A 25,833-nucleotide genomic window follows, 5' to 3' on the forward strand; every position below is an offset into this window, starting at 1 on the left:
GCTTTCTGCTCTTTATAGATAAATGATGGTATAAGTCTTGTTGCTATTAATGGAAAGCCATTCCACCATCGATGACAAGCGTTTGTCCCGTCATAACCGCAGAGTCAGGGCCTGCCAGGAAGGCAACACCTGCTGCTACTTCTTCAGGCTCAGACAGTCTGCCTTGTGTTACATGCTGAGCGAATTGCTGCATACCCCATTCGTCCGACTCACCCGCAGCCTGAGCGACATCATGTGCAACAGAGAACATCATTGGTGTTTTTACTATGCCAGGAGCAAAAGCGGTTACGTTAATGCCGTATTTTGCAAGATCTCTTGCCGCTGTCTGCGTGATACCCCTAACAGCAAATTTACTGCCACAGTAAAGTGCTAAGTCAGGGTTTCCGACAACTCCTGCCTGAGATGAAGCACTAATAATGCGACCGCCGTGACCAAGCTCTTTGAACTTTTCACTGGCTGCCTGAATTCCCCAAAGAACGCCGGCTACGTTGATCTGGAATGTGAATTCATACTGTTCCTGAGTAATTGATTCGATCGGTGACGGTTGTGCAACACCGGCATTGTTTACAATTACATCAAACCCTTCAAGCTCAGTTGCTGTTTTTTCAACAGCAGCAAAAACGCTGTCTCTGTTTGCTACATCAACTTCTACAGCAATAGCAGTACCACCATTTTCTTTGATTTCACTCGCTACTTTGACAGCATTTTCCATCTTCAGATCAGCAACTGAAACTGCAAAACCGTCTGCAGCTAAGCGCTTACAAATTGCCTCACCGATACCCTGACCACCACCAGTAACTAATGCAACCTTCTTCTCTGCTACCATTTTGTTTCCTTAATCTTATTTTGAATAATCTTATTAACTGAAAACACGGTAGCACTGGTTTGTCGAAGGATGAACAAGGGTATTTTTAAGGGACTATTAAAAATTTTTAAATAATTAAGGACTGTTTACTCTCGTTAAAGTCGCAGGGAGGCAAATCGCTTTTTGAGATACTAAAACTAATATCGTGGGTAGATTTCGTCCTAGAAGACTAGCTCGCTAATTAGCGCTTTATGGCCCCAAGTAAGCTTGTATGCTTATGCAGCATTGGCCTGGAAAAGAAGTGTTAATGGATGACAAAAAATGGGAGAAAGCTTTCACCTTGTCTTAGCCTCTGTTCCTTCAGACAATGCCGATAAATCAGGGGCAGAATTTATCGGCTGAAATCCAAGTCATCTCGTTTTGGGGCAAAAGCTGTTTAGAGCTTCAATTCTAAGGTGCTTTTGTCCCGGAGTGAGCCCAAACCCACAACAAAGATCTGGAAATGACAGAACCGTAGTTGTGATAACACCGGAACAAGCCGAAAAATAATTCGGAATGGGCAAGTAGGATCTGGCTCTAAATGGTCACTACGTTGGGAGATTCCGTGGTAATTCAAGGAGGACAATTTCTTGGCGACTTGTTACCACAAATATGTACACCTCGTACAGTTGAATAATCAAAAGAAAAAGCAACCTTGATCTCAAGGCATTGCGCTTTGCTGATGCTAAAAAATTATCGCACCGAAAGGTATGATACTTTTCAGTGCGATAATTAGTGGGAAGTTAAACTGCGGGTGGGTATTCTTAATCGTCCTCATATTTAGTTCATTATAACCACCAACGTAACCTTACGACTGATAGTCCGAGCAGATCACACTAGAGTACTAATACTAAGGCGCTTTTGTCCCTCCCCATGCTGACACGACTTTAGAGGCTATGTGATGGAGAACGTTTACTCAGCTAACGTGGCGGCATTGACCCCTATCTTTGGTTTTTGCGCACCTTTTTAACGATGCGGCGTCGCTCTGCGCGGTCTGGTAATGTTAGAATCATCTTTAGAGAAAGATGTAAGGACTTGGGGACTTAATGGACGGTAAAGAACTTAAGAGCATGTATGAACAATTATTACATGAAAAGGCACTAAAGCTTGGGTATTACCTGGCAATTATTGTGTTTTTAATCCTTCCTTTATTTTATCTCAAAGATGCTTATATGACTAAATATAGTCAGGACACTCTAATATGGAGGTCAATCCCAATAATATTTGGAATTTCCTTTCTAATATTGAGCAAATCAAAATATAAAGAAAATAAGCGAGTTATAAAATATAGCTATCTAGCTTTTGTTTATAGCATCCTAATAATGATGCTTGGCTTATTTTACATGAACTATGGTGAGTTGGAAGGTAGGTTCAACAGTTTTCTTATAGCGGGCTTAATCACTACAATGTTGGTTATTCATGTCTTCTCGGCTCCTATCCGCAGGTATATCTCGCTATTCACCGTCTCTACAATTATTTTCCTCCCTTTCCTTTTTATAATGAAAGGCGGTGATTTGTTTATAATTTCAAATTTATTAAATCCTTTACTGATAATAACAATCGTATGGATAATTGCGATTAATGCAGAAAAAAGCAGTTATAGTGAATTCGAAGCAAAGGTACTATTGGAACATAATGAAAAAGCTCTTATAAATGAGGTGAAATATAGAAAAGATATCACCTCGGAACTGGCTATCACCAACCAGCAACTGGAGCTAAGCAACCTGCAGCTTGAAAAAGCCAGACAGAAAGCGGAAGAGGCGGTCAGAACCAAGAGCGCGTTCCTTGCCAATATGAGCCATGAGATCCGAACGCCCATGAATGCCATCATAGGCCTGTCCGGTCTGACGCTAAAAACAGGGTTAGATACCGTACAACAGGACTATCTGCAAAAAATCGAAGGTGCAGCAAATTCTCTGCTGGGTATTATTGATGACGTTCTGGACTTCTCCAAGATAGAAGCCGATAAGCTGAAATTGGAGCAGGTAGCGTTTTCGCTGGATGATGTGATGAAGAAGCTGTACGACCTGTTTTCTCTTAAAACAGAAAGCAAGGGGCTGATGTTTGAGATTGAAGTAGAGCCTGGGATTGGCCGATCTTTTGTCGGCGATCCGCTACGCTTGGGTCAGATCCTGACTAACCTGGTCGCTAATGCGGTTAAGTTTACCGAAACAGGGCAGATTCTGGTCAGAGTTGCAGAGGAGAAGACAATAGCGCTACCCGGTAAAGATCGGGTTGAGCTAAGGTTTGAGGTTATTGACAGCGGAATAGGCATTCCCACCGATCGTAAGGAGAAGCTGTTTCAGGCATTTGACCAGGTGGACAGCTCAACCACCCGTAAATATGGTGGCACGGGCCTCGGGCTCAGTATCAGTAAAAAATTGGTTCAGATGATGGGGGGCACCATATGGGTCACCAGCGAGCTGGGAAAAGGTAGCTGCTTTAGCTTTACTGCCGGTTTTACCAGAGTTGCAGAGAAACAACCGGCAGAAAGCGATCAGACTGATGCCAAGCACAGCCCTGAATCAATAGAATCCGCGCTAAAGGGAACTAAAGTGCTGCTGGTCGAAGACAATGAAGTGAACCAGATGGTCGCAAAGGCGCTGCTAAAAAGTCAGGGCATTGAGGTAACCCTTGCCGCCAATGGCAAAATTGCGTTAGACCTGCTCCAGGAGGATAGCCTGTTTGATGCCGTTCTGATGGATATACAGATGCCTGAAATGGATGGCTACACAACCACAAGGCAGATCAGAGTGAACGACCGGCATAAAAACCTGCCGATTATTGCGATGACAGCTCATGCAATGGAACAGGAGAAACAGAAATGCCTGGAGGTGGGAATGAATGATCATATCGGAAAACCAATAATACCTGATAACCTGTTTGCCACACTGGCCAACTGGATCTCGCTGGATAAGCGATAAAAAACATACACAACAGCCACCACAGAAAATGGTGCAAATCCCCGCTTTCGCGGGGATGACAACCTTAACTTTATTATTTGCGTTAACGGCTATTCATTTCACTTTCAACCACAACACATCGTAACCATTCAGGATAATTTCACCTGAGTCGCTAAGTTTGCTTTTCAGTGTTTCGCCTGACAGCATATCCTCAATAACGCCTGAGCCCAGAAGGTCACAAATAGAAGACGGCAGAGTCTGAATTTTCTCCGAGAAGTTACAGATAGCCAGGAACTTCTCACCATTTTCATGGCGTCTTGCATAAGCAAACAGATGTGGTCTGTAGGTTTCCAGAATCTCAGTTTCTGCTTCACCAAATACAGGGTTGGACTGACGAATATCAATCATCTGCTTCAGTTCGTTATGGATACGGTACTGAGGCGTGCCTTCGGTATTAGCCAGTTTGATCGCTTCATCACTGATTGCCGGACGGTTCACCCAGCGTGAGTCGTCTTTCTTATGTTCGTCCTGCTCATAGCTGTAATCATTAAGCATACCAAGCTCATCACCCTGATAGATCAGAGGAATACCACCAATACTCAGATTAATACTGTTCATCAGCTTAATACGCTTCAGGGCATAATTAAGTTCCTGAATGTCGCCTGACTCAATAGCGCTTTCCAGCCCGGTCAGTGATGCCAGTGAACCACAAACGCGACAGTCACCTGTGGTCGGGTTTTCCTGGAAAGGCACACCTGTTGCGAAAGAGCCTTCAAAGCGGCCTGTGTAGAACTGGTTAAGGAATTTACGGTGATCATAGCCGTTAATCCCCTGAGCCTCTGAGATAGCATCATCAAACGTCCAGCCGATATCATCATGACAGCGAATATAGTTTACCCAGCCACAATCTGGCGAAATCTTAAAGCTTTTCTTCAGCGAAGCTGTCAGAAGCTTAGTTTCGCGTGTTGCCAGGCTTTCCCACATCAGCGCCATCATCAGAGGGTTGTACGAAAGCTGGCACTCTTCTTTACCAATATATTTTGCCACCTCATCAGGATGAACAATCGCTTCAGACTTAAACTGAACCGCAGGAGCAACAATACGCAGGCATGAGTTAAACGCCTGAATCAGAGTGTGCGCTTTAGGCAGGCTTTCACACTGAGTCCACTTCTCTTTCCAGATAAAGGCCAGAGCATCCAGACGCAGGCCTTCACAGCCGATGTTCGCCAGGAACAGCATTTCGCCCGTAATGGCATTAAAGACTTCTGGATTTGAGAAATTCAGATCCCACTGGAAGCTGTTAAATGTCGTCCAGACCCACTTTTCTTTCTCTTCCAGGTAGGTGAAGCTACCACGACGCACTGTCGGGAAAATTTCACGACAGGTCTGGTTGTACTCATCAACTTCTTTCTTATCATCAAAGAAATAGTAGTAGTCTTCAAACGCAGGGTCTCCAGCCAACGCCTTCTGTGCCCATTCGTGTTCATTCGAGGTATGGTTGAAAACAAAATCCAGAACCAGACTGATACCCGCATCGTTAAATGCGTCCGCCACCTTAGTCAGATCTTTTTTATTGCCCAGTTTAGGATCAACATCCCGGTAATCCGATACGGCATAGCCGCCATCACTGTCTCCCTCAGGAGATTTATACAGAGGCATCAGGTGAACAAAATTCACCCCAAGCGCCTTCAAGTAAGGAATTTTATCGATGAGTTTTTTCAGATCTCCGGCAAACAGATCCACATATAGTGCCATACCCAGCATTTTTTCATTGCGGAACCAACGCGGATCTTTCAGGCATTTCTCATCAATGTTCTTTAGTTTTCTTTTTCGTGCAGAAAATGCTTCTGCCAGACCTACAACCAGCTTCTGCAGGTGAAAAAAGAAGTCGTACTTTTCACCGTAAAGCTCGTACAGTTTGTCAAACAGATCAGGAAAATGTTGCTCAAGTCTTAGCAGGAAATCTTTTTCATCCTTTTTTGTCAGCCGTGGTAACTCTACCGAAGAGAGTACCTTGACCAGAGCTTTCTCACCTACTCGAACTTTATTCATCGTTATACCTACCGAAGCCTTATACAATTTATCAAATTACTGTAACGTTTAAGTTCATCTGATATTGAGTTAACCAAACTGAGAAAACCCAACTCAAATGCAGCAACCACGCTTTATGAGAAGATTAATCAAGCTTTGACGCCTGTTAAATAGAAAAGATGAAATTAAGACCATATTTAGATATTTAAGATAATATTAAGAAGAAAAACGTGATCGGTCTTTATTTACGGAAACCTTCTTAAACTACAGAAATGTCACCTTGTTTCTGCCATCACCTTTAGATTGATACAGCGCCTTATCCGCTCTGATTAGCATAGATTCAATGGTGTCTTTTTCCCTGAACAGAGCCAGTCCAAAGCTTGAGGTTCGCCTTCCGGCGACGGTAAAGTCTGTTGCCTCTACTCTGGCTCTCAGATTTTCTGCAACCGTAATCAGGCCTTGTTTATCTGTATTTGGAATAACGATCAGAAACTCCTCCCCTCCCCATCGGCCTAATGTATCTACCTTGCGCAGATTATCGGAAAAGAGCGAAGAGAGTTCTTGCAGAAACCTGTCTCCCACTTGATGACCAAAACTATCGTTAATGGACTTGAAGTAATCAACATCAATCAATATGATGCCAAATTTATGATTAGTATAGCGCAGTGACCGGTTAGTCTCCTGCTCCAGTACCGTTTCCAGCTTAGCTCTGTTAAACAGACCGGTTAACTTGTCGGTGACCGACAGCTTCTGAAGTAGCTCATTTTTTTCCTGTAAATCTGCCTGTGCTTTTCTTAACTCAGCCAGCACTTCATCGGTTTTACTCTTTTCGGCAGATAACGCCCGGTTCCAGATAAATACTCCGGCAAGCGCAGCCATTAGCACCAGCCCAACCTGCCATACCAGGGTATAGTCCGTTCTTTCAATGGTTTGTAGGGAGAACCACTTTTGCTGAATTGAACTATGTTCTTTAGCAGAAATCTGCCGGTATCCTTTACTTAAAATTGAAACCAGCTCTTTACTGTCGTTGGGAGCGACAAAACGATAGTCTATATTTTTGTATTTAGTAGCAAACCCTATTTTGACATCGCTTAGTCGTGCATTCGAAAACAGGTAGTTGGCGATAGCCAGGTTGCCCACATAGGCATCAACCGTTCCCCGCTCCACCAACTCCAGCGCTTTAAATGTACTGCTGGTATTGATGATATTGATTTTTGGGTAATCCCGCCTTATCCACTCATTGGTCAGAAAGCCTCTTTCAAGCGCCACCGTCTTTCCCGCCATATCATTCAGGTCCGAAATGTGGGGAGCATTTTTATGAACAAACCCCATCATTGGATAAGAGAGATACGCGTCTCCAAACTTGATTCTTTTGGCTCTTTTCTCGTTGTAAACCGAATACAACATCGCATCAAATATCCGCTCAGATCGTGGCTGCTCCATAATCTGATACGCTTCAAGCGGGTTGGAATCATGCACAACAAACTTCGCCTTCATTCCGGTAATTTCCGCGATCTTTTTCATATAGTCCACGGCAATACCCTGAGCTTCGCCATCAACGACAAAATCAAAAGGCGGGCGATTTGGCTTAATTCTGAATCTGACCTCCGGATACCTTTGCAGGAACAGTCTCTCACTGACCGTCAATTCGTTGCTCTCTTCATCCGTCACAGCGATGGACAACCAACGTCTTAATATCTGCTGACGCTGTGCAACGGATATGGAAGCGATCAGTTTATTTAATATTGTTACTAACTGAGGATGATCATTTCGCGCAGCCATCCCAATTTCCCAGTGATGAATAAGGGTATTGTTTATCTTCAGTTCACCATAATGATTCTGCTGAATCTCATAACCGACGGTACTCAAAACACCGATAAAGCCAAACAGCTCTCCGGATACCACTCTGGTCAGTCCTTCCTGGATATTGGACACTTCCACATACTCCAGATTGCTGAACTGATTTTTTACGCTTTTGTTGAAGGCATACCCCTTAACAAGGCCAACTTTTACGCCGCTGAGCTGGCCAATATCCTCAACCTTGGGCTGATGCGTTTCCGTGGCAAGAATCAGGTGGGAGCTGTGCAATGCCTTGGTAAAGTTCAGGTAGCCTTCTCTCTCTTCGGTCCTTGTTGCTGCGGTAAGAATATCGCACTCCCGGCTTCTGGCTTTATCCAGGCTTTCTGGCCAGCTGGCTGTTGGTACATATCTGACAGGAATTCCCAGCGCCTCACTAAACAAGCGAATGTAGTCGGCCGTGATACCGATATGCTCTCCTTTATGAGCTTTCTCGATTGGCATCCATTGCGGGTCTATGCAGTATTTCAGCTCTGAAGTGGCGCTAAGGTAATTGAGTTCTTTATCGGACCAGTTTAACAGAGGCTTTGCAATATCGGTTACGCTGTCACGCATAATGTCCGCTTCATCTGTTAAGTTCTGATGTGCAGGCACAGAAAATGTAACAAACAGCAGACAAGTTAAGTGCAAACAAGTCCTGAAAAAGTATTTTAGCCGGTTAGCAATACAGATGGTCTGCCCCTTCATTTTGCGTCAAAAACACAGAGATACACCTATTAATAATAGTATGTTTTCGCTCAATTTCTTGATTATTCGTCACTCCCTTTCCCGACTATTGACAAAAAACAAATAACTTACGCATTTTTCTGTTAGGTGAAGCAGCAGTTCTAAACTTAATAAGAGTATCCCCAGGTTATTTAAGATCAGGATTTACGAAAAAAACCTGGGCTCAGGGAAAGTTAAATAAATGGAGTAAATCATGGCCAACAACCAATATATACGCTGGTTTAATGAACTGACTATCAGTGATGTACCTATCGTTGGCGGTAAGAATGCATCTCTGGGAGAGCTGTCCTCTCTTCTTAAATCAAGCCCGATCCGGCTGCCCGACGGTTTTGCGCTGACAGCGCAGGCGTACCGGGATTTTCTTAAACATAATCAGTTAGAAGAGCAGATCTATCCTCTTTTAGACTCGCTGGACAAAAACGATCTTGACGCACTTAAGTCAACCGCATCTAAGGTCCGGGAGCTGATTCTGAGTGGCAGCTTTACCGCAGAAATGAAACAGCAGATAACAGAAGCTTATTCCAGACTGGAAGAGCAGTACGGTGAGAATACCGATGTTGCGGTTCGAAGCAGTGCCACTGCTGAAGATCTGCCTAACGCCTCTTTCGCAGGTCAGCAGGAGTCTTATCTGAACGTGACCGGTGCCGAGGATGTTCTGTATTACAGTCAACGGGTTCTGGCTTCTCTGTTTACCGACAGAGCCATCAGCTACCGGATTGATCAGGGCTTTGAACACCGCCTGGTCGCACTTTCCGTTGGTGTACAGAAAATGGTTCGCTCGGATCTCGGCTCTGCCGGTGTGATGTTCACGCTTGATACCGAATCCGGTTTCCGTGATCTAATTCTTATCAGTTCTGCCTGGGGACTGGGTGAAAACGTGGTCCAGGGCAGCGTTTCCCCGGACGAATTTTTTGTGTTTAAGCCCCTGCTACAGGGTGAAAACCGTCCGATAGTAAAACGTCACCTCGGGGATAAAGCCATTAAGATGGTTTATCAGGCCAAAGATCCAAATCATGTCACCACCAAAAACATTCAGGTACCGGACAAGCAGAGAAGCGAATTTTCTATCTCTTCCGATGATGTTTTAGCACTGGCAAAAACGGCTACTTTTATTGAAGAGCATTACTCAGAAAAAGCCGGCCGCGATATGCCTATGGATATCGAATGGGCAAAAGACGGAGAAACCGGAAGCCTCTTTATTCTGCAGGCGCGCCCTGAAACCGTACACTCACAGCAGTCGCGTAATGTACTGCTCAGCTACAAGCTTAATAATTCCGGAAACACAAAGCCCATTGTCACTGGTAAAAGTGTCGGTAAGAAAATTGCGTCAGGCCATGCCTGTGTGATTTCAGACTGCTCTGAAATGGACAAAATCCGGCAAGGTGAAGTACTGGTTTCTGATATTACCGATCCCGACTGGGAGCCAATAATGAAAAAGGCGTCCGCCATTGTGACCAACCGGGGTGGCCGGGTATGTCATGCTGCGATTATCGCCAGAGAGCTGGGTATTCCGGCCATTGTCGGTACAGGCAATGGTACCGAAGTGATTAATGATGGCGATGAACTGACCATCTCCTGCGCCGAAGGGGATGAAGGTTTCGTTTATCCGGGCACAATTCCTTTTACCGTCTCTGAACATGAAATCGATTTTAACCGTCGACCGGAAACCAAAATGATGCTGAATGTGGCAGATCCGCATATGGCCTTTGAATTTGCACAACTGCCCAATGACGGTGTCGGACTCGCCCGGCTCGAATTCATTATCAACAATATGATTGGCATGCATCCAAAGGCGCTGCTTGAATTTGATAAGCTCGATGATTCACTGCAGCAGAAAATCAGCCAGCGTATATCCGGTTATGATTCGCCGGTCAGATACTATGTCGATCGTCTGGCGGAAGGGATTGGCGCTATTTGTGCCGCTTTCTATCCGAAGCCGGTGATAATCCGGTTCAGTGATTTTAAATCTAACGAGTACAGTTCGCTGTTAGGCGGCCAGGCGTACGAGCCGAACGAAGAAAACCCTATGATAGGTTTCCGGGGCACCGGGCGTTACTTTGATCCATGCTTTGCCGACTGTTTTGCCCTTGAGTGTGAAGCGGTTAAGTTTGTCAGAGAGACACAGGGGCTGACAAATCTTGCCGTTATGTTGCCGTTTGTCCGCACGCCGGAAGATCTTGTGTCCGTTCAGGCACTAATGGCAAAAAATGGCCTCAAACGCGGCGAGAACGGGCTTAAGCTTTATACCATGTGTGAAATCCCATCGAACGTCATTCTGGCAGAGAGGTTCCTTGAACACTGCGATGGCTTCTCTATCGGTTCGAACGATCTGACTCAGTTAACCCTCGGAGTCGACAGGGACTCAGGTCTGCTAACCCAGTATGACGAAAGGCATGAAGCAGTAACAAGAATGCTGAAACTGGCGATTGAAGCCTGCAGAAAAGCGGACAAATACGTTGGTATCTGTGGTCAGGCACCATCAGACTTTCCTGAAATCACCGCCTGGCTGGTGGAGCAAGGCATAAGTTCGATCTCATTAAACCCTGACAGTGTTATAACCATGACGGATCTGGTTTTAGGCTTAGAGTCCGGAAGTTAGCGGCTCCAGGGCCAGCAGCCCGCTCCGCTGGCCCTGATGTCGAATTATTGGCATATTTTTGGCACGAATACTGCAAGACAAATAACAGTTCATTAATTATAAGCAACGGAGTTTCCATGTCAGGAATCGTGCGAAAGTTTGCTATTATCGCAGCAGCAGTTTTTTCATCATTTTCAGCGAACGCTAACAATTTCTCATACAACAATCTGGATATTATGATTGGAACCAGTCCTACTTCAGTAGGCGTTGGTTTTTCATCACTCTTTGTAGATAACGCTCACTTCTTAGTGCGGGGCGACAGCCGTTTCGAAGGGGACTGGATTCTTACCGGTGGTATCGGCTTTAATGGTCCGGTTAACCAATTTGCTGACATCTATGGACAGATGCTATTACATAATGTGAAAGAAAACGACGATGATCTGGTAGGTAATGACTTTCTTCCAGAATTCGCCGTTGGTACCCGTGTCTGGATGCTGCAGAACATCGAATTATTTGGTCAGGTTGGTCAATTAGTTGACGATAGCGAAACTCACAGCACATATAATGTTGGCTTCCGCTTCCACTCTACTCAGCAACTGGTTATGGGTGCTTCACTGAGAAGAAATTACGTATTTGAAGGCGGCAACCAGTTAATGATGAACGTTCGCTTCCAGTATTAATCTGGGTCAAATTCAGCAAAAAGGACAAGCGCCGTTTGGGCTTGTCCTTTTTTAGTACCTAAATCAGAGCTCAAATTGCTCTACATGTTTTTTCAGTTTATAGGACTGGCGGGACATATCCTGGCAGGCATCCGCCGTATGCCCGGCCCCGGAAGACATTTCAGATGCCGCCTGATAAATATTGCCAACGCTGCGGTTTAGCTCTTCCGATGTTTTATTCTGCTCCTCACAAGCAGAGGCAATCTGTACGCTCATGGTTGCAATATTATCTATCGCCACCTGTATCTCATCTATCTTGATATTCGCAGCGTTTGCCTGCGATTTACAAGCCTGAATACCTTTCTCACAATCACGACTGACATGACCTGTCTGAGTGGCGTTTTTCTGCAGCTCAGTCACGATATCAACAATTTTAACTGTGGAGTCCTGAGTTCGCTGAGCCAGTGAACGCACTTCATCTGCCACGACAGCAAAGCCTCTTCCCTGCTCTCCGGCCCTTGCCGCCTCTATTGCAGCATTTAACGCCAAAAGATTTGTCTGATCGGCAATATCCCGGATCACATCCACAATCATGGTGATTTTCTCTGAATTGCTTTCAAGCTCAACTGACAACTGACCTGCCATCTGAACGGTATTGGCTACATCTGAAATGGCATCAATGCTTTCGGTTAGCGCCTTACTTCCTGAAAGAGCAAGCTGATTTGCCAGATTGGCGGACTCCGCACCATTTTCGGTACTCACGGCAACTTCTTTTACCGCAGCCTGCATTTGAGTCATAGCAGAGGAGACGGCACTCAGTTCTTCTTGCTGAGTATTCATACCAACGGCTGTCTGAGAAGAAATGGCACTGACTTCATCCACGGCGCTGACTAACTGGATTGCTGAATCATTAATTTCATTGACTAAAGAGCGTAAATTGTCCTGCATCTGAGTCAGTGCTTTTAATAGCTCACCAAACTCATCATTTCTTATATGGGTTACGTCAATTTTCCTATTCAGTTCACCTTTAGAGATAGTTTGTGCAAAATTTAAAGCCAGCTGTAGAGGGAAATGAATTTGTTTTCTCAATACCGTTGAAGCAAAATAAGTTGCGATAAATGATATTGCCAGGCCAATTCCAACCTTTAAAAATATATGATGTACGGCGGTCACTATATCTGCGTTAAGTTGGTTAGCTTCTTCTTCGTTTATTAAAATCACCTTATCCAGATTATCTAAAGCCTGGCTGTATATGCCAAAGCTATTAAGCACAACAAGATTGGCTTGCTCGACTAAACCTGAACTTAACAAGGCATTATAAGGTTTTGTCTCTTCGGTATACTTAAGCCACGCAAGCTTGAATTCATTAAAAACCGCCTGTTCCTGCTGGCTTAAGTAGTGTGACTCGTACTCGGCTATACACTCAAGCACATCCCTTCGCCACTGTTCCAGGTCTTCAATCCATGCCCCAAGATCCGGGTGTCCGGCATTTGGAAGCAGAGAGAATTCATCCTTCCTTATCTTGGTTATCTGTACCTGAATATCTTTAATCAAACTAATGGACGGTAAGCTTTGCTTACTTATTAAGTTTACTTTTTCTTCCAGTTGATTAATTTTGACTAAAGTAACAGCACCTGTTATTGCAAAAATCAGCAACACAACAATAAAGCCTGCTGTTATTTTATTGGTTACTTTTAAATTATCTAGCCCCATCCCGCCCTCGATATAAATTTATATGAATAAAATACTGACATATTTTGAAATAACAAAAAGATGTCAGATAACATCCAGTTATTTATAAGTTCAATAATTTATTTTTAAGCGAGAGAGGTCACGAATAAAACCGTATGGCGTTAACATGTACAATCGAAGTTAAAATATTCGACGCACCATACAAAACCTGAGCAGAGAGATTGAGTAAATAAACTGCCAGAAGTGTTTGTTCCGGCAGTTTTAAAGACAATAATTCAGAAACGGTTAACTAACCGCCGGATATACGGAAACAGATCGCTTGCCAGCATACCGCGTTCACCCAGTTCTTTAGCCGATAAATCAGCGGCGGTGGAGTGTATCCAGACTCCGGCTCTTGCCGCTTCAGACAAGGTCAGCCCCTGCCCTAACAAGCCTGCGATAATACCGGTTAATACATCCCCCATTCCTCCTGAAGCCATGCCCGGGTTTCCGGCATTGCAAATCCAGTAATGAGAGCCATCATAAATCAAGGTTCCGGCACCTTTTAAAACGGCCACACCACCAAACTTATGCTGAAGAAGTTTTACCGCCTGAAATCGATCCTTCTCCACTTCTTCTGCCGTTAAGTTCAGCAGCCTTGCCGCTTCGCCCGGATGAGGAGTAATAATCCGGTTATTATTAAAATCCGGAGTTCTGGCAAGCAGGTTCAAGCCGTCAGCATCTGCCACAACCGGCTTATCCGCGGTTCTGGAGTAGCCCACCAGTGAGCGCCCCCAACTTGAGGAGCCCAGTCCCGGACCAATGGCGATAACATCCGCCCATTCAAGATGATCGTTTATTTCATTACTGTTGCCGCGCCAGTCATAGGTCATCACTTCTGGTCTGGCGCTTACCAGTGCTGAAACATTTTCAGCTTGAGTAACCACCCTTGTTAAGCCAGCCCCTGTACGGGCGCAGGCTTCAGAGGTAAGCCGTATTGCGCCAAACATTCCCCTGTCTCCGCCAAGGCACAGAACCCGGCCATTATTACCTTTGTGGGAAACGCGCTCGCGGGGGGCTAAAAAGGGTTCAACCGCTTCGGCGGTAATCAAATGTGCCTTCGCATCAACAAGCTGGCGAAACGCCTGATCCACAGCAAGACCGGCGAAATGTACTTTGCCGGTATAATTTGCCGCCTGACCGGTAAACAAGCCGCGCTTAAGTGCGATAAATGAGACGGTGTGCTGTGCTTTAACAACACAACCGAGGTTACGGCCGGTATCCGAACAAAGACCGGAAGGAATATCTATGGAAATAACCGGCTTTTGCGCCTGATTGATGGCATTAATCAGCAGAGCATAGTTTTGTCTGACTTCACCGGATAAACCGGTGCCGAGTAACCCGTCTATGATGAGATCCACATTTTCTGGTATTTTCGGCTGTGGTGAGGAGATAGTGCCCTGTTCGGCTAGCCATTCATCTTTTGCTGTCGCAGCATCACCTTTAAGATCGGCAGGATCACCGATTTGCCAAAGCTGAACAGACATCCCCCGCCGCTTTGCAAGCTTTGCGACAACATAGCCGTCACCGCCGTTATTTCCCCCGCCACAGACGATAAGGATATTTTGCGCATCAGGATATCCGGATAAAAGTAAGTCAAATACCGACTGCCCCGCACGGCGCATCAGCTCATACATCTCAAGATTCAGCCGCTCAGCGACTTCCAGCTCACCTTCACGAACATCTTTTGCCTGATACAGGCTCGCTTCCCTGCTGTTCACAAACACACTCCCTGCCTGTTTCTTAGTTAACTGTTTTTATCCATCATCGCTTCTGCTGTTGCATCCTGAATGGACAAAAACAGCGACCGTATTTCACCTGTTGGTGTGCGCATCGGGTTTAAGGTCACGTTCTGGTACATAAAATCAGCTTGTTGAGTCACCGGGCGGACGTTACGGCACTTAAACAGATAAGGCCTCTGCCTCCAGGTAATAAAACTCCGGCACCCCAGGTCATAAACGGGCTTCGCCTTGATGATAAACCACTCTTTCGGTATTTCCGGAAAAACCTCAAAGATAGACTTACCAATTGCATCATGCGCCTGGTAACCACTGTGGTGCGTCATAAAGCCGTTCCAGACCTGGATATTGTAGTCGGTATCCAGTACCACTAATCCAAGGTCAACGTTCTGCACCATGTCCACCATCCAGTGGACCTGTTCAAATTCAGCGGGAAGACTTAACATCAGAAATCCTCCATTAAGTAAGCAAGTTTAGCGTCCAGCAATGGCAAAGATTCATCTACAAACATAAACAGCAGGTCACAGCGGATACTGGTGTTATCTATGGTGTAGCTCACCTCAAAGGTCATGGTCTTGTGAAAGCTGCCGGTGGTGGACTTGATAACAGATTCTATCGGGATATGCTGACCAAGAAGCACAGGCTGGCTCTGGAAAAACCTCACCTCGGCCTGCTGACCAAGACCGTTAAGGAAGGCCCCGACCAGAATATTAGAAACATCCATCAGCAGTTCCAGCTCTTCAAGCTCTTCGCTTTCAGCCGGCACTTTCATCAGGCTTTTTAAGTCGGTGATACTGGAGTCACTAAGCAGAACCAGCGCCTCTCCGGCGATACCTTCACCATTGAACCCCTGGCATACCCCTGAAACAGCGGCATTACCGGCAAGGTCTTCAAGCGCCATATGCAGTTCGCTGACTTCAAAAATATTCACGTTAGGAAGAGGCAGGTGTACAAACACATCAAAATGCCGGGCTAAAGCGTCCGCGGCCCGGCCAATGGAAACGTTCGCCACTTCCATATAAATATCGCGTCGCTTAAGAATTGGCAGAGCGACTGAAGTGGTTGTTGTGATCTGTTGTGGCTCAGCCGGTGAAACTATCTCCCGCAGAACGGTTTTAAGTAGCTCTTTATCGATTGGCTTTTGGATAAAAGCGACTGCGCCAAGTGCTTCAACCTTAGCTTTGGCTTTTGGCTGAATATCCCCTGATACAACGACCACTGAAATATCGATTCTTTTTTTGCGGATCTCTTCCAGCGTACCAAATCCGTCCAGTTCCGGCATGGTAAGGTCAAGGAACATCAGATTAAACTTTTGACTCTCAAGCTTTTCCAGAGCATCGAGCCCGTTAACCGCAAAAGTGATTTCGGCATTAAGTGAAGGGGGCAATGACCTTGCCATCTGCTTTCGGGCAAGCGCTGAGTCATCACAAATCAGTACGGGATATGACATACATTTTCCTTAATCGAAGATGTCCTGCTTTGTCTTTTTTAGAAGATATCATTGAGGAACACCAATACACCTAGATAAGTGTAACAGAGAAGTGGATATACGATATAAAGAATTGCTAACAAGGCTATGAAATATTGATAAATATTACGGCCACACCGTAAAGCTGGATCAAAAAAAGGAGCTGATTCAGCTCCTTTATAAATTCGTGGTTCGGTACAGACTTTAAACGTGTCGGACCTCATGCTTAGTTTTCGTCTCTGATTTTGGTTCCGGAGTTATACGGTCTCTGTATGAAAACCACAGGTAAGTGACAGCAATCGAGAAGAACAGATAAGAAAATGCAAACACCAGAGGTGAAGTGATCAGAGCGGCTTTCACTCCAATAATGACCCCTGCCACTGTGATAGACAGTTTTGCCAGTAGACCACAGATCAGGAGAATCATAGCCAGCTCAGGAAAGCGGGTGGTACGGAATGCAAACCAATAGCAGCTACCAACAGCCAGAGAGGCTACGGTCAGTCCAAGCATAAATGAATGCAGGTGATCTGCTGAGATTACGCCTGCTGATATTGACGCCATTAATACTAGAAAAAGTTTCATACCGCACTCCTGAAAACCATTGCCACGAATTTTGCATAATTAAAAACTAAGATTGCGCTGTATTATCTTTATTTATAGCAATTTTTCAAGATGCCCAGTGTCTATTAATTGAGATCTTTTATTCCCAGAGATTATGAATAACATATTAGCAACATTGCGATATTGTAATATCTTTATATTTCAATGTGATATGAGACTTGGTTTTATATGTTAAATATACGTAAAATACTAAATTATACAAAATGGTTACGTATACACCTTGGTTTTGTGAGCTGTTTCCATCAGTTTTTAAAGGCTTGACTTAATTTTTCATAATAAGCCTTAATTTTTCACAACAAAAAGCCCCTGTTATAAACAAGGGCTTTATCAGGCAATACCAATACCGGCGCGATATTTTTATCTATAGATTAGAGACAGTTACATAATTTTGTAGCTCTGTCAGGCTCACTGTCGTGATATGTTCTTCGCCCAGATAGAAGTTCACCGCACTATCCACTTTCTCTCCACGAAGTACTTTTTCCGCTCCGTCCACGTAGCTGACATGCATTTCCAGCGTATTTTCATCAAGTTGCTGTAGAGTCGCCTTCTTAATATCGTTATTGTTACTCAGAGGCACTTCAGTCAAAGAAGAGTCTAAATCATCATTAACTTTAAAAATGGCTTCAACAGGCTGATCAACGACCGCCGGTGACTTACCTGTAATAGGGTTAGTACCGGACCAGAACTCGATAGCATTAAAAATAAACAGGTCTGCTGCTGAAGCGATCGCATAAACCGGAGAAAGCAGGACAAACATTCCTTCACGGCCGTAGCGGTTATCAACCACTTCCAGGTTGAACTTTGTTACAACGCCTGTAACCCCCATCTGGCCCATGCAGCCTGAAAGCGTGACAATGCCTAAACCCGCTGCAATGGCAATTTTTACTTTTTTTAGTTTCATAATGACTAACCTATCGTGCTTTAAACAGTGCGCGAAGTTTAGCGTTGGGGAGGAAGGGCGGAAACTCTTTGGAGCAAGCTTTAACAGCAAATTTACTAAGTAAATTTGCTGTTAAAATCAATTAATTACAATTTTAAATGTTCGGATTTCAACTTATTTGACGCAATAAGCAACATAAGTCATGAAAGAAGATCGGTTACCTGACGTATATCTGAAATTTCAGTGACATGGGGATAACCACTGTTAAGAATGCTCTGCTCGGTACGGAAATGATAGGTTTTTACACCGGCCTGTACACCAGCCTCCAGCCCTTTGACCGTATCATCGATATAAATACACTCATCAGCAGAATATCCCATATTCATTGCAGCATATAAGATCAGATCCGGTTCAGGCTTCCAGCTATTGGCGTCAAATCCGGAAAAGTACTTTTCGCCAATTTTGTCCTTAAGGCCGGTCAGTTTAAGAGAGAGCTCTATTTTCTCTCGCGGGTTATTAGATACAACACAGTAGTCAATACCGAGTTGATCAAGTGCATCCAGCACCTCCATACTGCCGTCAATGGGTTTCAACCCTACGCTGTATAGCCTTTCTGCCTCTTTGCGGTAGGCCGGTTCCAGCTCATCAAGAGAGAGGCTTATCTCAAGCCGCTGTTTAATTTCTGTCAAAATTTCAGCCAGCTTTCCGCCGTTAAAATGGGCCATGATATCTTCGCATGTCACCTCTTTAACGCCGAAATCAGTAAACACATTCACCAGAGCCTGACAGCACAGCTTTTCACTGTCGACCAGTACACCATCACAATCAAAGATGACGCATTTTATCTTATTGATTTTTATATTCATGAGCAGACCACTTCCAACTAACTTATGCTCTCCATAATAAGCAGGAAAAAGCGAGTCATAACAGCAGAAGCAGCGGATAATGATAAGCAAAGCAGACAGAAATAGTGAAACTCGTAATGCGGATCACTATTCGGAGACTATTGGTTAAACCACACTTCCTGATCAGAAATATTCAGATAGGATGCAAGCACACCCGCAACAGTTGATTTATTAAGCGATGAGGCAGAAGAAGTAATTGTAATGTCGGAAAACAAGGTACGCGTCTTATCTGCACTCATGATAGCGGCAAAGAGCAGTACCTGCTTCTGAAAGCCCAGATAAATTTTGTGTTCGTCCGAAAGGATGATCTGAGCCAGAAACTCCAGCACACAGGCCTTATCAGAGGCATCATTCCAGCCTTCAGACACGAATTGCGCAAACATCACCGTTAACCTGTGAAAATCAACTTCATAGATTTCATACTCTCCGGATTGAACATCTGCCGTTTCTGCCTGAATTTGCCCGTAGGTCGCGGCCTTTTCTCTTTCCCTGTACAAGTCCCTTCCGCGCAAGCTTTCCGCTGTCGGGTACTTAACATCAACCTGACTGGCAAGCCATCTGTTTTTCTTTTCAACTAACTCATTTATTGTGGTCACAAAAACTTCCTATGTTCGGTTTGCATCAGTTCCAGATATCACAAACCGTTGAATTACAGACAGAACCAGCCGGGCTCGACGCACAACCAGCCAAAGCACACACTAGTATCAATACTAAAACCGCTCTCATGCACCCTTCCTATTCAAAAATTTGTCACTATTCTATCTTCCTGCAAATTTTATGCTAGCCCGAGTTGAAAAATGCCAATTTCACCAATATTTTAAAGGTATACCCATTCGTTCACTAACAGGCTAATTATTATGTTAAAAAAACTGGTCACTCTATCTGCTATCACTCTGGCCCTGACAGCCTGTGACAGCAACGAAGTCGGAGATGTTTCTCTTGGTGCGTTTACACTGACCGATATTAAGCTAAATACGCTCACCGACCCTATTGTCAGCGGCGTTACCTGTCATATAGCTTCTATCGAGGCAGACTTTAGCCTCTCTGATCCCAGCGACAGCTCTATTGCCTGTCGTCAAACCGGGGAAATAACGGCTGATATGATTGCAAAGATCGACCGTTCCAAAGATGGCGAAGTTGTGTTTACTAAGTCGAAAAGTATTTTCTTTAAGAACATGAAAGTAAGACGAATATATGATGAAGGTTCACAAACTCTGATGTATCTCTCGTATTCTACCAAAGAGACTTCCGGCAGCTTCAAGCATAGCCTGTCAACCGTTCCGCTATGGGGAACACAAGCCTATCAGGAACCAGCTGCGGAGAAATAGCCACTCCTCTTAACGCCATATTCAGTATTCTGCTGGATATGGCGAATCAAAGTCTGTATAACTATCTGCCTCAAAAATACCAAAAAATATTGCTGTTATTTTTCCTTTACAAAGCATATTTGCAGGGTATCATCCCGACGCAAACGTTTACGTAACGCATTTATGAGGTAATTAATGCTAAGTGACATAGAAATCTGCCGTTCCGCGCAACTCAAACCAATCGGACAAATCGCTGATAAACTCGGCCTGCAGAAGGACGAATTTGTTTCACATGGTCACTATAAAGCAAAAATATCTCTTAACTGCCTTGAGCGCTTATCACATAAATCCGACGGCAAACTGGTGCTGGTTACCGCGATTACTCCAACTCCCCTTGGCGAAGGCAAAACCGTTACCACTATTGGACTGGCTCAGGGTCTGGCAAAACTCAGGCAGTCTGTCGCAGCCTGCATCAGGCAGCCGTCTATGGGGCCGGTATTTGGCGTCAAAGGCGGCGCTGCCGGTGGTGGTTATAGTCAGGTTGCTCCGATGGATGAACTCAACCTGCACCTTACCGGAGATATCCACGCAGTAACCGCAGCCCACAACCTTGCTTCAGCAGCCATCGATGCCCGTATCTATCACGAGCAGAGATTAGGTTATAGCGAGTTTCAGGCTAAAACCGGATTAAAGGCACTGAAAATCGATGCTGAGAACGTGGTATGGCGCCGGGTTGTTGACCACAATGACCGCGCCCTGCGTATGGTCACCATTGGCCACAACGAGCCCGGCAAAACCATTAACGGCTATGAGCGGGCTGAAGGCTTCGATATTTCAGCAGCCTCTGAGCTGATGGCCATTCTGGCGCTGGCATCCGATCTGAAAGATCTTCGTAAGCGAATTGGCAGCATTGTTCTGGCATACGATCTGGAAGGAAACCCAGTTACCACAGAAGATCTGCAGGTGGCCGGCGCCATGACAGTCACCATGCGTGATGCCATAGAGCCGACCATGATGCAGACGCTGGAAGGCGTTCCCACCCTGATTCATTCCGGACCTTTTGCCAATATTGCCCACGGAAACTCTTCGATTATTGCCGATAAAGTTGCCCTGAAGCTTTGCGACTATACCGTCACTGAGGCCGGATTCGGCTCCGATATGGGCTTTGAAAAAGCCTGCAATATTAAAGCAGCGGCATCAGGGAAAGCGCCGGACTGCGCTGTTATCGTTGCAACTTTACGCGGCCTTAAAGCGAACTCCGGGCTATACGATCTCAGACCGGGACAACCCCTGCCCGATTCATTGTTTGAAAGCGATGAAAAGGCACTTGAAGCCGGTTTTGAAAACCTGCTCTGGCATATCAAAAACGTAACCCGCTATGGCGTTCCGGCGGTCGTTGCCATTAACCGTTTTCCTCAGGACTCTCAAGCCGAACTGGATTGGCTGGCGAACAAAATTGACGAGCTAACGCTGCCGGTTTCCGTTGCTATCAGCACCTCATTTGCCGAAGGTGGACACGGAGCGGCACAGCTTGCTGAAAAGGTGGTTCTTGCCTGTAACAGCGAAGCGTCATTTAACAGACTCTACAGCGAAGAACACAGCCTGGAAGAAAAGCTGATGAGCATAGCAGAAGTTGGCTACGGCGCATGTTGTGTGACATTATCACAAAAAGCGAAGCAGCAGCTTTCGCATTACAAGCGCCTTGGCTATGAGAAACTTGCAGTATGCATGGCAAAAACACCGCTTTCCATTTCAAGCGACTCTTCCCTGAAAGGCGCGCCACAGGGATTTGAGATAGAAATTAAAGAGCTGCGATTATGCGCAGGCGCCGGGTTTATCTACGCACTGACAGGTAATGTAATGACAATGCCAGGCCTGCCGGAGAAACCTGCATTTATGAGCCTGGACATTGATGAAGACGGGAATGTGACTGGTTTAAGCTAGTTCTGCATAACAAACGATAACTCCACACGCCGGTTACATGCTCTTCCTGACTTAGTACTGTTGCTGCATTTAGGCATGTAATCGCCGTATCCTCGGGTATAAATCGACGCTGATGAGACGTTGTATTTCATTAACTCTGATTTCACCATGTTTGCCCTGCGCTGCGAAAGGCTTTCATTTACTGCAGAACTGCCTGTGCTGTCTGTATGTCCCTCAATAATCACATCAATATACGGCATCTGAGAGACATAAGCCCCTATCTGATTTAGCAGGTATAGCGAGTCACCGGACACTCTGTCAGAGCCTGGCGTAAACTCAACTTTTCTTTTCAGCTTCACAATTAAATGATCACCAGGCAAAACCTCGTGCTCAATCCCCATTTGAGAAAGAAATAGAGTAAACGCGTCGGAAGGACCACTTCTTCTCACTCCATAGGGGCCTTCAACCATATTGGTCTGAACACTCTGGACCAGTCCGGTTTGCTGCTCTGGTTCACCCCATTCAGGATGCAGCAGCATAGCCTCATTTTGAGGGGCCACATCCAGCATTGAACCAGGCATAATTTTGGACATCTGGGGGGCAGCACATCCGCTTAATGCCAAAACTAACAGAATTAACCAATTTCTCATGTCTTCTACCAAGGTGAACTTATCCCGATGTCAGTTTTATCGGCGTATAATCAAATATCTTTAGTCATGATTCTGTCAGCTTTGCGAAGCGCCTGCTTTTCTGTATCGACAACTGCATGTAGAATCGCACTCTGTCTCAATAAAACCGTTAATAATTATGCTAAAAGTCATTTTCAAAAGCCTTATCGTTATTTTAGCTGTATTTTCTACAGTAGCCTGCAGCGACAGCAGTAACGCGCCAAGTGAAGGTAAGCAGTACTCCGTGCTGCCAAAAGATCTGAGTCACCTTAATCTTTCTCCTGTGACCGAAATATTCTCTCTTACCTGCGGACACTGCAGGAACATGGAACATATGCTGCCAGAGATTGAAAAGCTGACTAATCAGGAAGTCGGCAAAGTTCATGTCACTTTTAATCAAAGCGCGCAGGTTACCGCTCTGTTTTACTACGCTGCAGTGATGCAACTGAATAAAACGCCGGATGCACAGATGATGGACGAGCTGTTTTCAGCCATTCAGATGCAGGACTCGACAATGACTGATCAGAAAGCAGCGGTAGAAAATGCCTTTATTTCCAGAGATCTGAAGAGCCCGTATAAAATGGACCAGACTGAGCTGGATGCACTTAGCCAGTTGATCTCCACCGCGGACACTGTGACTCAGGATGGTGAAATTAATGCGGTACCAACCTTTATCATTAAAGGTAAATATCAGATTATTACTGAAGGCCATCAATCATTAGAAGAAATGGCAGCAACAATTAACTATCTTCTTAACCAGAAATAACAACTCAAGGAAACAAGGTGTCTAAATTTATTTTCCCAATTCTGATTTTTGTTCTTGCAGCTTTCTTTATCTACAGAACATGGACAAATCACAAAGCGGCTGATGAAAATTTCGCAGCAGGTCAGGCATTCCTTAGCGACAATGCTAAAAAGGAAGGTGTTATCACAACAGAGAGCGGCCTTCAGTATAAAGTGCTTCAGGAAGGAACCGGTACTGTTCACCCTGCTGCAAACAGCCGCGTTAAAGTTCACTACCACGGCACTCTGATTGACGGAACCGTATTTGACAGCTCAGTTGACAGAAACGAACCTATTGCATTTGGTCTGAATCAGGTGATTAAAGGCTGGCAGGAAGGTCTTCAGTATATGGTTGAAGGACAGAAAGTTCGCCTGTTTATCCCAAGCACACTTGGCTACGGAAAAAATGGTACCGGCCCTATCCCACCGTCAGCCACTCTGATTTTTGATGTTGAATTGTTGGAGATTCAATAGACGTTTACTGATATGCCAATATGTCGTCATTCCTGCGAAGGCAGGAATCTAGTTACAGCAAGCCGTAGGGCCAATAGAAATATTTGAATTTACAGCGCGTTGTAAGTAGATCCCCGCCTTCGCGGGGATGACATAGTACTCATCTATAACGCAAACCTAATTTATTCCCTCAAATCCTGTTCTTATACTGCTCCGGGGTTTCACCGGCGTACTTTTTAAACATAGAAATAAACGGACTCGCCTGTTTATATCCCAGCGTCAGAGCGGCTTCTTTTACCGACATCCCCTGCTTAAGCAAAGTCATAGAGTGCAAATATTTTGCCCTGATTCGCCACTCGGTAAAGCTCATACCCAGCTCACTCTGGCAGTGCCTTGCCAACGTTCGCTCCGTGGTATGGACCTTTTCAGCCCAGCTTCCTAAAGACATATCATTCAGCGGATCCTCTTCCAGAGCCTGCAGTATCGGCTGAAGATGTTTATGGCTGCTGCTGGGCAAAAAGTGCTGTTGCTCTTTACTGATAGCCAGTTGATCCAAAAGCACATTTGCCAGACGCTGATCAGGAATAGACTCTGCCACGCTGATTTCTCTTTGTCTGAAATCTTCAATGATTGCTGAAACAATGGGCGTCACACTGATAAGGCAAGTGTGCTTTGGCATTTCTGCGGCCCTGCTCTGATCTATGTTCAAAGAGCAGTAGTTAAGGGGCTTGCGGTTATAGCTGTAGTGTAAAACACCGGCAGGAACCCAGATAGCAAGGTGAGGCGGTGCAAGAAAACGCATCCCTTCGGCATTCAGTTCCAGTGTACCGCCATTAATAATCTGCAATTGGCCCCAGGAGTGAGAATGCTGACGGGTTTCAGTGTTCTCCCTGAAAGCATCAAAATTCATAAATATCTCAGATGGTGCTGCATCAATATCCAGCGATGGATGAAGCCTTTTCCCTTTTGCCATTCTGCTTTCCGTTTACTACGTCTGATTAGCGATATATATCAGAATCAGGTAAAAATAGAAAGATTGAGCAACGAATGTGTAATAATTACTTAGGTTTCCCGTTCTATATAGTTACTTCATAATTATCAGGAATTTTTCAATGACAACACCGGTTAAAATTACACTCTATCGCTGGGCTGGAAGCTGGGGGCCATTCAAGGTCAATATCCCTTGCGGCGAATGTACGCTGACCAAAGATATTCTCAAAGACACCTTTGAAAACGAACTGGCAGATGTCCCTGTGGAACTGGAAGTAAAAGACTGGCTTTCTGTATGGTGGGAACCGCTGAGACACGGCGCATGGCACGCCCCTATTGTTATGGTGGAAGGATCGGTTGTCAGCCAGGGAGAAGCACTAAACCGGGGTCTCTTGGTGCAATCCGTAATCAAAGTCTGGACAGCGCGGGATACGCTAAAAGGTAATATCGTCTACGGCAAAGCGACCTGCCCGTTTTGTATTAAAGCGAAAAAGATACTTGATAATGCAGGGGTGAATTATCAATATTGCGACGTGGTAAAAGACAGTGCCGCCCTTTACCGGATGATACCTGAAGTCAAAGCTCATATTGGCGAAAAAACACCGGTAACCGTGCCGCAAATCTGGCTTGAGGGTAAATACATAGGTGGAGCAGATCAGCTGGAACAGATGGTAAAAGAGGACAAACTGCCCCTCTCATCAGACAATGTTATCGAAATGGAATCCAGAATTTAGGTAGCTGATAATAATATCAATCGCGATCGCATT

The 25,833-nt window shown here is 45.1% G+C and carries 21 protein-coding genes; 8 read left to right on the plus strand and 13 right to left on the minus strand.

Annotated features, from left to right (window positions below; genetic code table 11):
• Window positions 1–46: 46 nt before the first annotated feature.
• Window positions 47–826 (minus strand): (S)-acetoin forming diacetyl reductase, encoded by a 780-nt coding sequence (locus L3Q72_RS16370; protein WP_275133230.1) that lies wholly within the window; start codon window positions 824–826, stop codon window positions 47–49.
• 1,676 nt (window positions 827–2,502) lie between these two features.
• Here L3Q72_RS16370 and L3Q72_RS16375 point away from each other — a divergent pair.
• Window positions 2,503–3,768 (plus strand): ATP-binding protein, encoded by a 1,266-nt coding sequence (locus tag L3Q72_RS16375; RefSeq protein WP_275133231.1) that lies wholly within the window; start codon window positions 2,503–2,505, stop codon window positions 3,766–3,768.
• A 93-nt stretch (window positions 3,769–3,861) separates the two neighbouring features.
• Here the strand turns inward: L3Q72_RS16375 and L3Q72_RS16380 are convergent, their stop codons facing one another.
• Entirely contained in the window at window positions 3,862–5,799 is a 1,938-nt protein-coding gene (locus tag L3Q72_RS16380) for an alpha-amylase family protein (protein WP_275133232.1), read from the minus strand.
• A gap of 243 nt (window positions 5,800–6,042) precedes the next feature.
• Window positions 6,043–8,265, minus strand: coding sequence for a transporter substrate-binding domain-containing protein (locus L3Q72_RS16385; protein WP_275133233.1), 2,223 nt, complete (start codon window positions 8,263–8,265; stop codon window positions 6,043–6,045).
• A gap of 289 nt (window positions 8,266–8,554) precedes the next feature.
• Between L3Q72_RS16385 and ppsA the strand changes: the two genes are divergently transcribed.
• Both ppsA and L3Q72_RS16395 read left to right on the plus strand, forming a co-directional pair.
• Window positions 8,555–10,960, plus strand: a complete 2,406-nt coding sequence (ppsA, locus tag L3Q72_RS16390; RefSeq protein WP_275133234.1) for a phosphoenolpyruvate synthase — start codon at window positions 8,555–8,557, stop codon at window positions 10,958–10,960.
• 116 nt (window positions 10,961–11,076) lie between these two features.
• Window positions 11,077–11,619 carry a hypothetical protein gene (locus tag L3Q72_RS16395; RefSeq protein ID WP_275133235.1) on the plus strand — a complete coding sequence of 181 codons (543 nt, stop codon included), beginning with the start codon at window positions 11,077–11,079 and terminating at the stop codon, window positions 11,617–11,619.
• A 63-nt stretch (window positions 11,620–11,682) separates the two neighbouring features.
• Here L3Q72_RS16395 and L3Q72_RS16400 read toward each other — a convergent pair whose 3' ends face one another.
• From L3Q72_RS16400 to L3Q72_RS16435, 8 genes are all read right to left on the minus strand, one after another.
• Entirely contained in the window at window positions 11,683–13,311 is a 1,629-nt protein-coding gene (locus L3Q72_RS16400) for a methyl-accepting chemotaxis protein (RefSeq protein ID WP_275133236.1), read from the minus strand.
• Between the two features lie 254 nt (window positions 13,312–13,565).
• Window positions 13,566–15,050 carry an NAD(P)H-hydrate dehydratase gene (locus L3Q72_RS16405; RefSeq protein WP_275133237.1) on the minus strand — a complete coding sequence of 495 codons (1,485 nt, stop codon included), beginning with the start codon at window positions 15,048–15,050 and terminating at the stop codon, window positions 13,566–13,568.
• Between the two features lie 26 nt (window positions 15,051–15,076).
• Entirely contained in the window at window positions 15,077–15,514 is a 438-nt protein-coding gene (locus tag L3Q72_RS16410) for a PAS domain-containing protein (RefSeq protein WP_275133238.1), read from the minus strand.
• Window positions 15,514–16,518, minus strand: coding sequence for a response regulator (locus tag L3Q72_RS16415; RefSeq protein WP_275133239.1), 1,005 nt, complete (start codon window positions 16,516–16,518; stop codon window positions 15,514–15,516). Before L3Q72_RS16415 ends, L3Q72_RS16410 begins: the two co-directional genes overlap by 1 nt.
• A gap of 222 nt (window positions 16,519–16,740) precedes the next feature.
• Entirely contained in the window at window positions 16,741–17,118 is a 378-nt protein-coding gene (locus L3Q72_RS16420; protein WP_275133240.1) for an NADH:ubiquinone oxidoreductase, read from the minus strand.
• A 400-nt stretch (window positions 17,119–17,518) separates the two neighbouring features.
• Window positions 17,519–18,058 (minus strand): DUF3332 domain-containing protein, encoded by a 540-nt coding sequence (locus L3Q72_RS16425; protein ID WP_275133241.1) that lies wholly within the window; start codon window positions 18,056–18,058, stop codon window positions 17,519–17,521.
• A 179-nt stretch (window positions 18,059–18,237) separates the two neighbouring features.
• A complete protein-coding gene (locus L3Q72_RS16430) occupies window positions 18,238–18,903 on the minus strand; it encodes an HAD-IA family hydrolase (protein ID WP_275133242.1) in 666 nt (221 codons plus the stop codon).
• Between the two features lie 137 nt (window positions 18,904–19,040).
• Window positions 19,041–19,538 carry a flavodoxin gene (locus tag L3Q72_RS16435; RefSeq protein WP_275133243.1) on the minus strand — a complete coding sequence of 166 codons (498 nt, stop codon included), beginning with the start codon at window positions 19,536–19,538 and terminating at the stop codon, window positions 19,041–19,043.
• A gap of 261 nt (window positions 19,539–19,799) precedes the next feature.
• Between L3Q72_RS16435 and L3Q72_RS16440 the strand changes: the two genes are divergently transcribed.
• Both L3Q72_RS16440 and L3Q72_RS16445 read left to right on the plus strand, forming a co-directional pair.
• Window positions 19,800–20,270 carry a CreA family protein gene (locus tag L3Q72_RS16440; protein ID WP_275133244.1) on the plus strand — a complete coding sequence of 157 codons (471 nt, stop codon included), beginning with the start codon at window positions 19,800–19,802 and terminating at the stop codon, window positions 20,268–20,270.
• Between the two features lie 174 nt (window positions 20,271–20,444).
• The gene (locus tag L3Q72_RS16445; RefSeq protein WP_275133245.1) at window positions 20,445–22,193 is read left to right on the plus strand and encodes a formate--tetrahydrofolate ligase; all 1,749 of its coding nucleotides are present in this window, start codon (window positions 20,445–20,447) and stop codon (window positions 22,191–22,193) included.
• On the opposite strand, the gene L3Q72_RS16450 is transcribed toward L3Q72_RS16445, so the two are convergent.
• Window positions 22,190–22,822 carry an OmpA family protein gene (locus tag L3Q72_RS16450; RefSeq protein ID WP_275133246.1) on the minus strand — a complete coding sequence of 211 codons (633 nt, stop codon included), beginning with the start codon at window positions 22,820–22,822 and terminating at the stop codon, window positions 22,190–22,192. The two genes, L3Q72_RS16445 and L3Q72_RS16450, sit on opposite strands and share 4 nt — an antisense overlap.
• Before the next feature lie 157 nt (window positions 22,823–22,979).
• Here L3Q72_RS16450 and L3Q72_RS16455 point away from each other — a divergent pair, with 157 nt between their 5' ends.
• Together L3Q72_RS16455 and L3Q72_RS16460 are read left to right on the plus strand one after the other, a co-directional pair.
• Window positions 22,980–23,606: a thioredoxin domain-containing protein gene (locus tag L3Q72_RS16455; protein ID WP_275133247.1), complete on the plus strand. Its 627-nt coding sequence runs from the start codon at window positions 22,980–22,982 to the stop codon at window positions 23,604–23,606.
• Window positions 23,607–23,623: 17 nt separating this feature from the next.
• Window positions 23,624–24,097, plus strand: a complete 474-nt coding sequence (locus tag L3Q72_RS16460) for an FKBP-type peptidyl-prolyl cis-trans isomerase (protein ID WP_275133248.1) — start codon at window positions 23,624–23,626, stop codon at window positions 24,095–24,097.
• Between the two features lie 169 nt (window positions 24,098–24,266).
• Here the strand turns inward: L3Q72_RS16460 and L3Q72_RS16465 are convergent, their stop codons facing one another.
• Complete coding sequence (locus L3Q72_RS16465) at window positions 24,267–25,049, minus strand: helix-turn-helix transcriptional regulator (RefSeq protein WP_275133249.1); 783 nt, start codon at window positions 25,047–25,049, stop codon at window positions 24,267–24,269.
• Between the two features lie 139 nt (window positions 25,050–25,188).
• On the opposite strand from L3Q72_RS16465, the gene L3Q72_RS16470 reads away from it, so the two are divergent.
• Window positions 25,189–25,800, plus strand: coding sequence for a glutaredoxin (locus L3Q72_RS16470; RefSeq protein ID WP_275133250.1), 612 nt, complete (start codon window positions 25,189–25,191; stop codon window positions 25,798–25,800).
• Window positions 25,801–25,833: the final 33 nt, after the last annotated feature.

Source organism: Vibrio sp. JC009, from assembly GCF_029016485.1.
Classification (GTDB): Bacteria; Pseudomonadota; Gammaproteobacteria; order Enterobacterales; family Vibrionaceae; genus Vibrio.

Coding starts and splice junctions, on each gene's coding strand:
- L3Q72_RS16410 (WP_275133238.1), bottom strand. CDS start 15,514: ATGTTAAGTCTTCCCGCTGAATTTGAACAGGTCCACTGGATGGTGGAC.
- L3Q72_RS16470 (WP_275133250.1), top strand. CDS start 25,189: ATGACAACACCGGTTAAAATTACACTCTATCGCTGGGCTGGAAGCTGG.
- L3Q72_RS16465 (WP_275133249.1), bottom strand. CDS start 25,049: ATGGCAAAAGGGAAAAGGCTTCATCCATCGCTGGATATTGATGCAGCA.
- ppsA (WP_275133234.1), top strand. CDS start 8,555: ATGGCCAACAACCAATATATACGCTGGTTTAATGAACTGACTATCAGT.
- L3Q72_RS16420 (WP_275133240.1), bottom strand. CDS start 17,118: ATGAAACTTTTTCTAGTATTAATGGCGTCAATATCAGCAGGCGTAATC.
- L3Q72_RS16430 (WP_275133242.1), bottom strand. CDS start 18,903: ATGAATATAAAAATCAATAAGATAAAATGCGTCATCTTTGATTGTGAT.
- L3Q72_RS16440 (WP_275133244.1), top strand. CDS start 19,800: ATGTTAAAAAAACTGGTCACTCTATCTGCTATCACTCTGGCCCTGACA.
- L3Q72_RS16400 (WP_275133236.1), bottom strand. CDS start 13,311: ATGGGGCTAGATAATTTAAAAGTAACCAATAAAATAACAGCAGGCTTT.
- L3Q72_RS16380 (WP_275133232.1), bottom strand. CDS start 5,799: ATGAATAAAGTTCGAGTAGGTGAGAAAGCTCTGGTCAAGGTACTCTCT.
- L3Q72_RS16395 (WP_275133235.1), top strand. CDS start 11,077: ATGTCAGGAATCGTGCGAAAGTTTGCTATTATCGCAGCAGCAGTTTTT.
- L3Q72_RS16425 (WP_275133241.1), bottom strand. CDS start 18,058: ATGAAACTAAAAAAAGTAAAAATTGCCATTGCAGCGGGTTTAGGCATT.
- L3Q72_RS16445 (WP_275133245.1), top strand. CDS start 20,445: ATGCTAAGTGACATAGAAATCTGCCGTTCCGCGCAACTCAAACCAATC.
- L3Q72_RS16370 (WP_275133230.1), bottom strand. CDS start 826: ATGGTAGCAGAGAAGAAGGTTGCATTAGTTACTGGTGGTGGTCAGGGT.
- L3Q72_RS16455 (WP_275133247.1), top strand. CDS start 22,980: ATGCTAAAAGTCATTTTCAAAAGCCTTATCGTTATTTTAGCTGTATTT.
- L3Q72_RS16415 (WP_275133239.1), bottom strand. CDS start 16,518: ATGTCATATCCCGTACTGATTTGTGATGACTCAGCGCTTGCCCGAAAG.
- L3Q72_RS16450 (WP_275133246.1), bottom strand. CDS start 22,822: ATGAGAAATTGGTTAATTCTGTTAGTTTTGGCATTAAGCGGATGTGCT.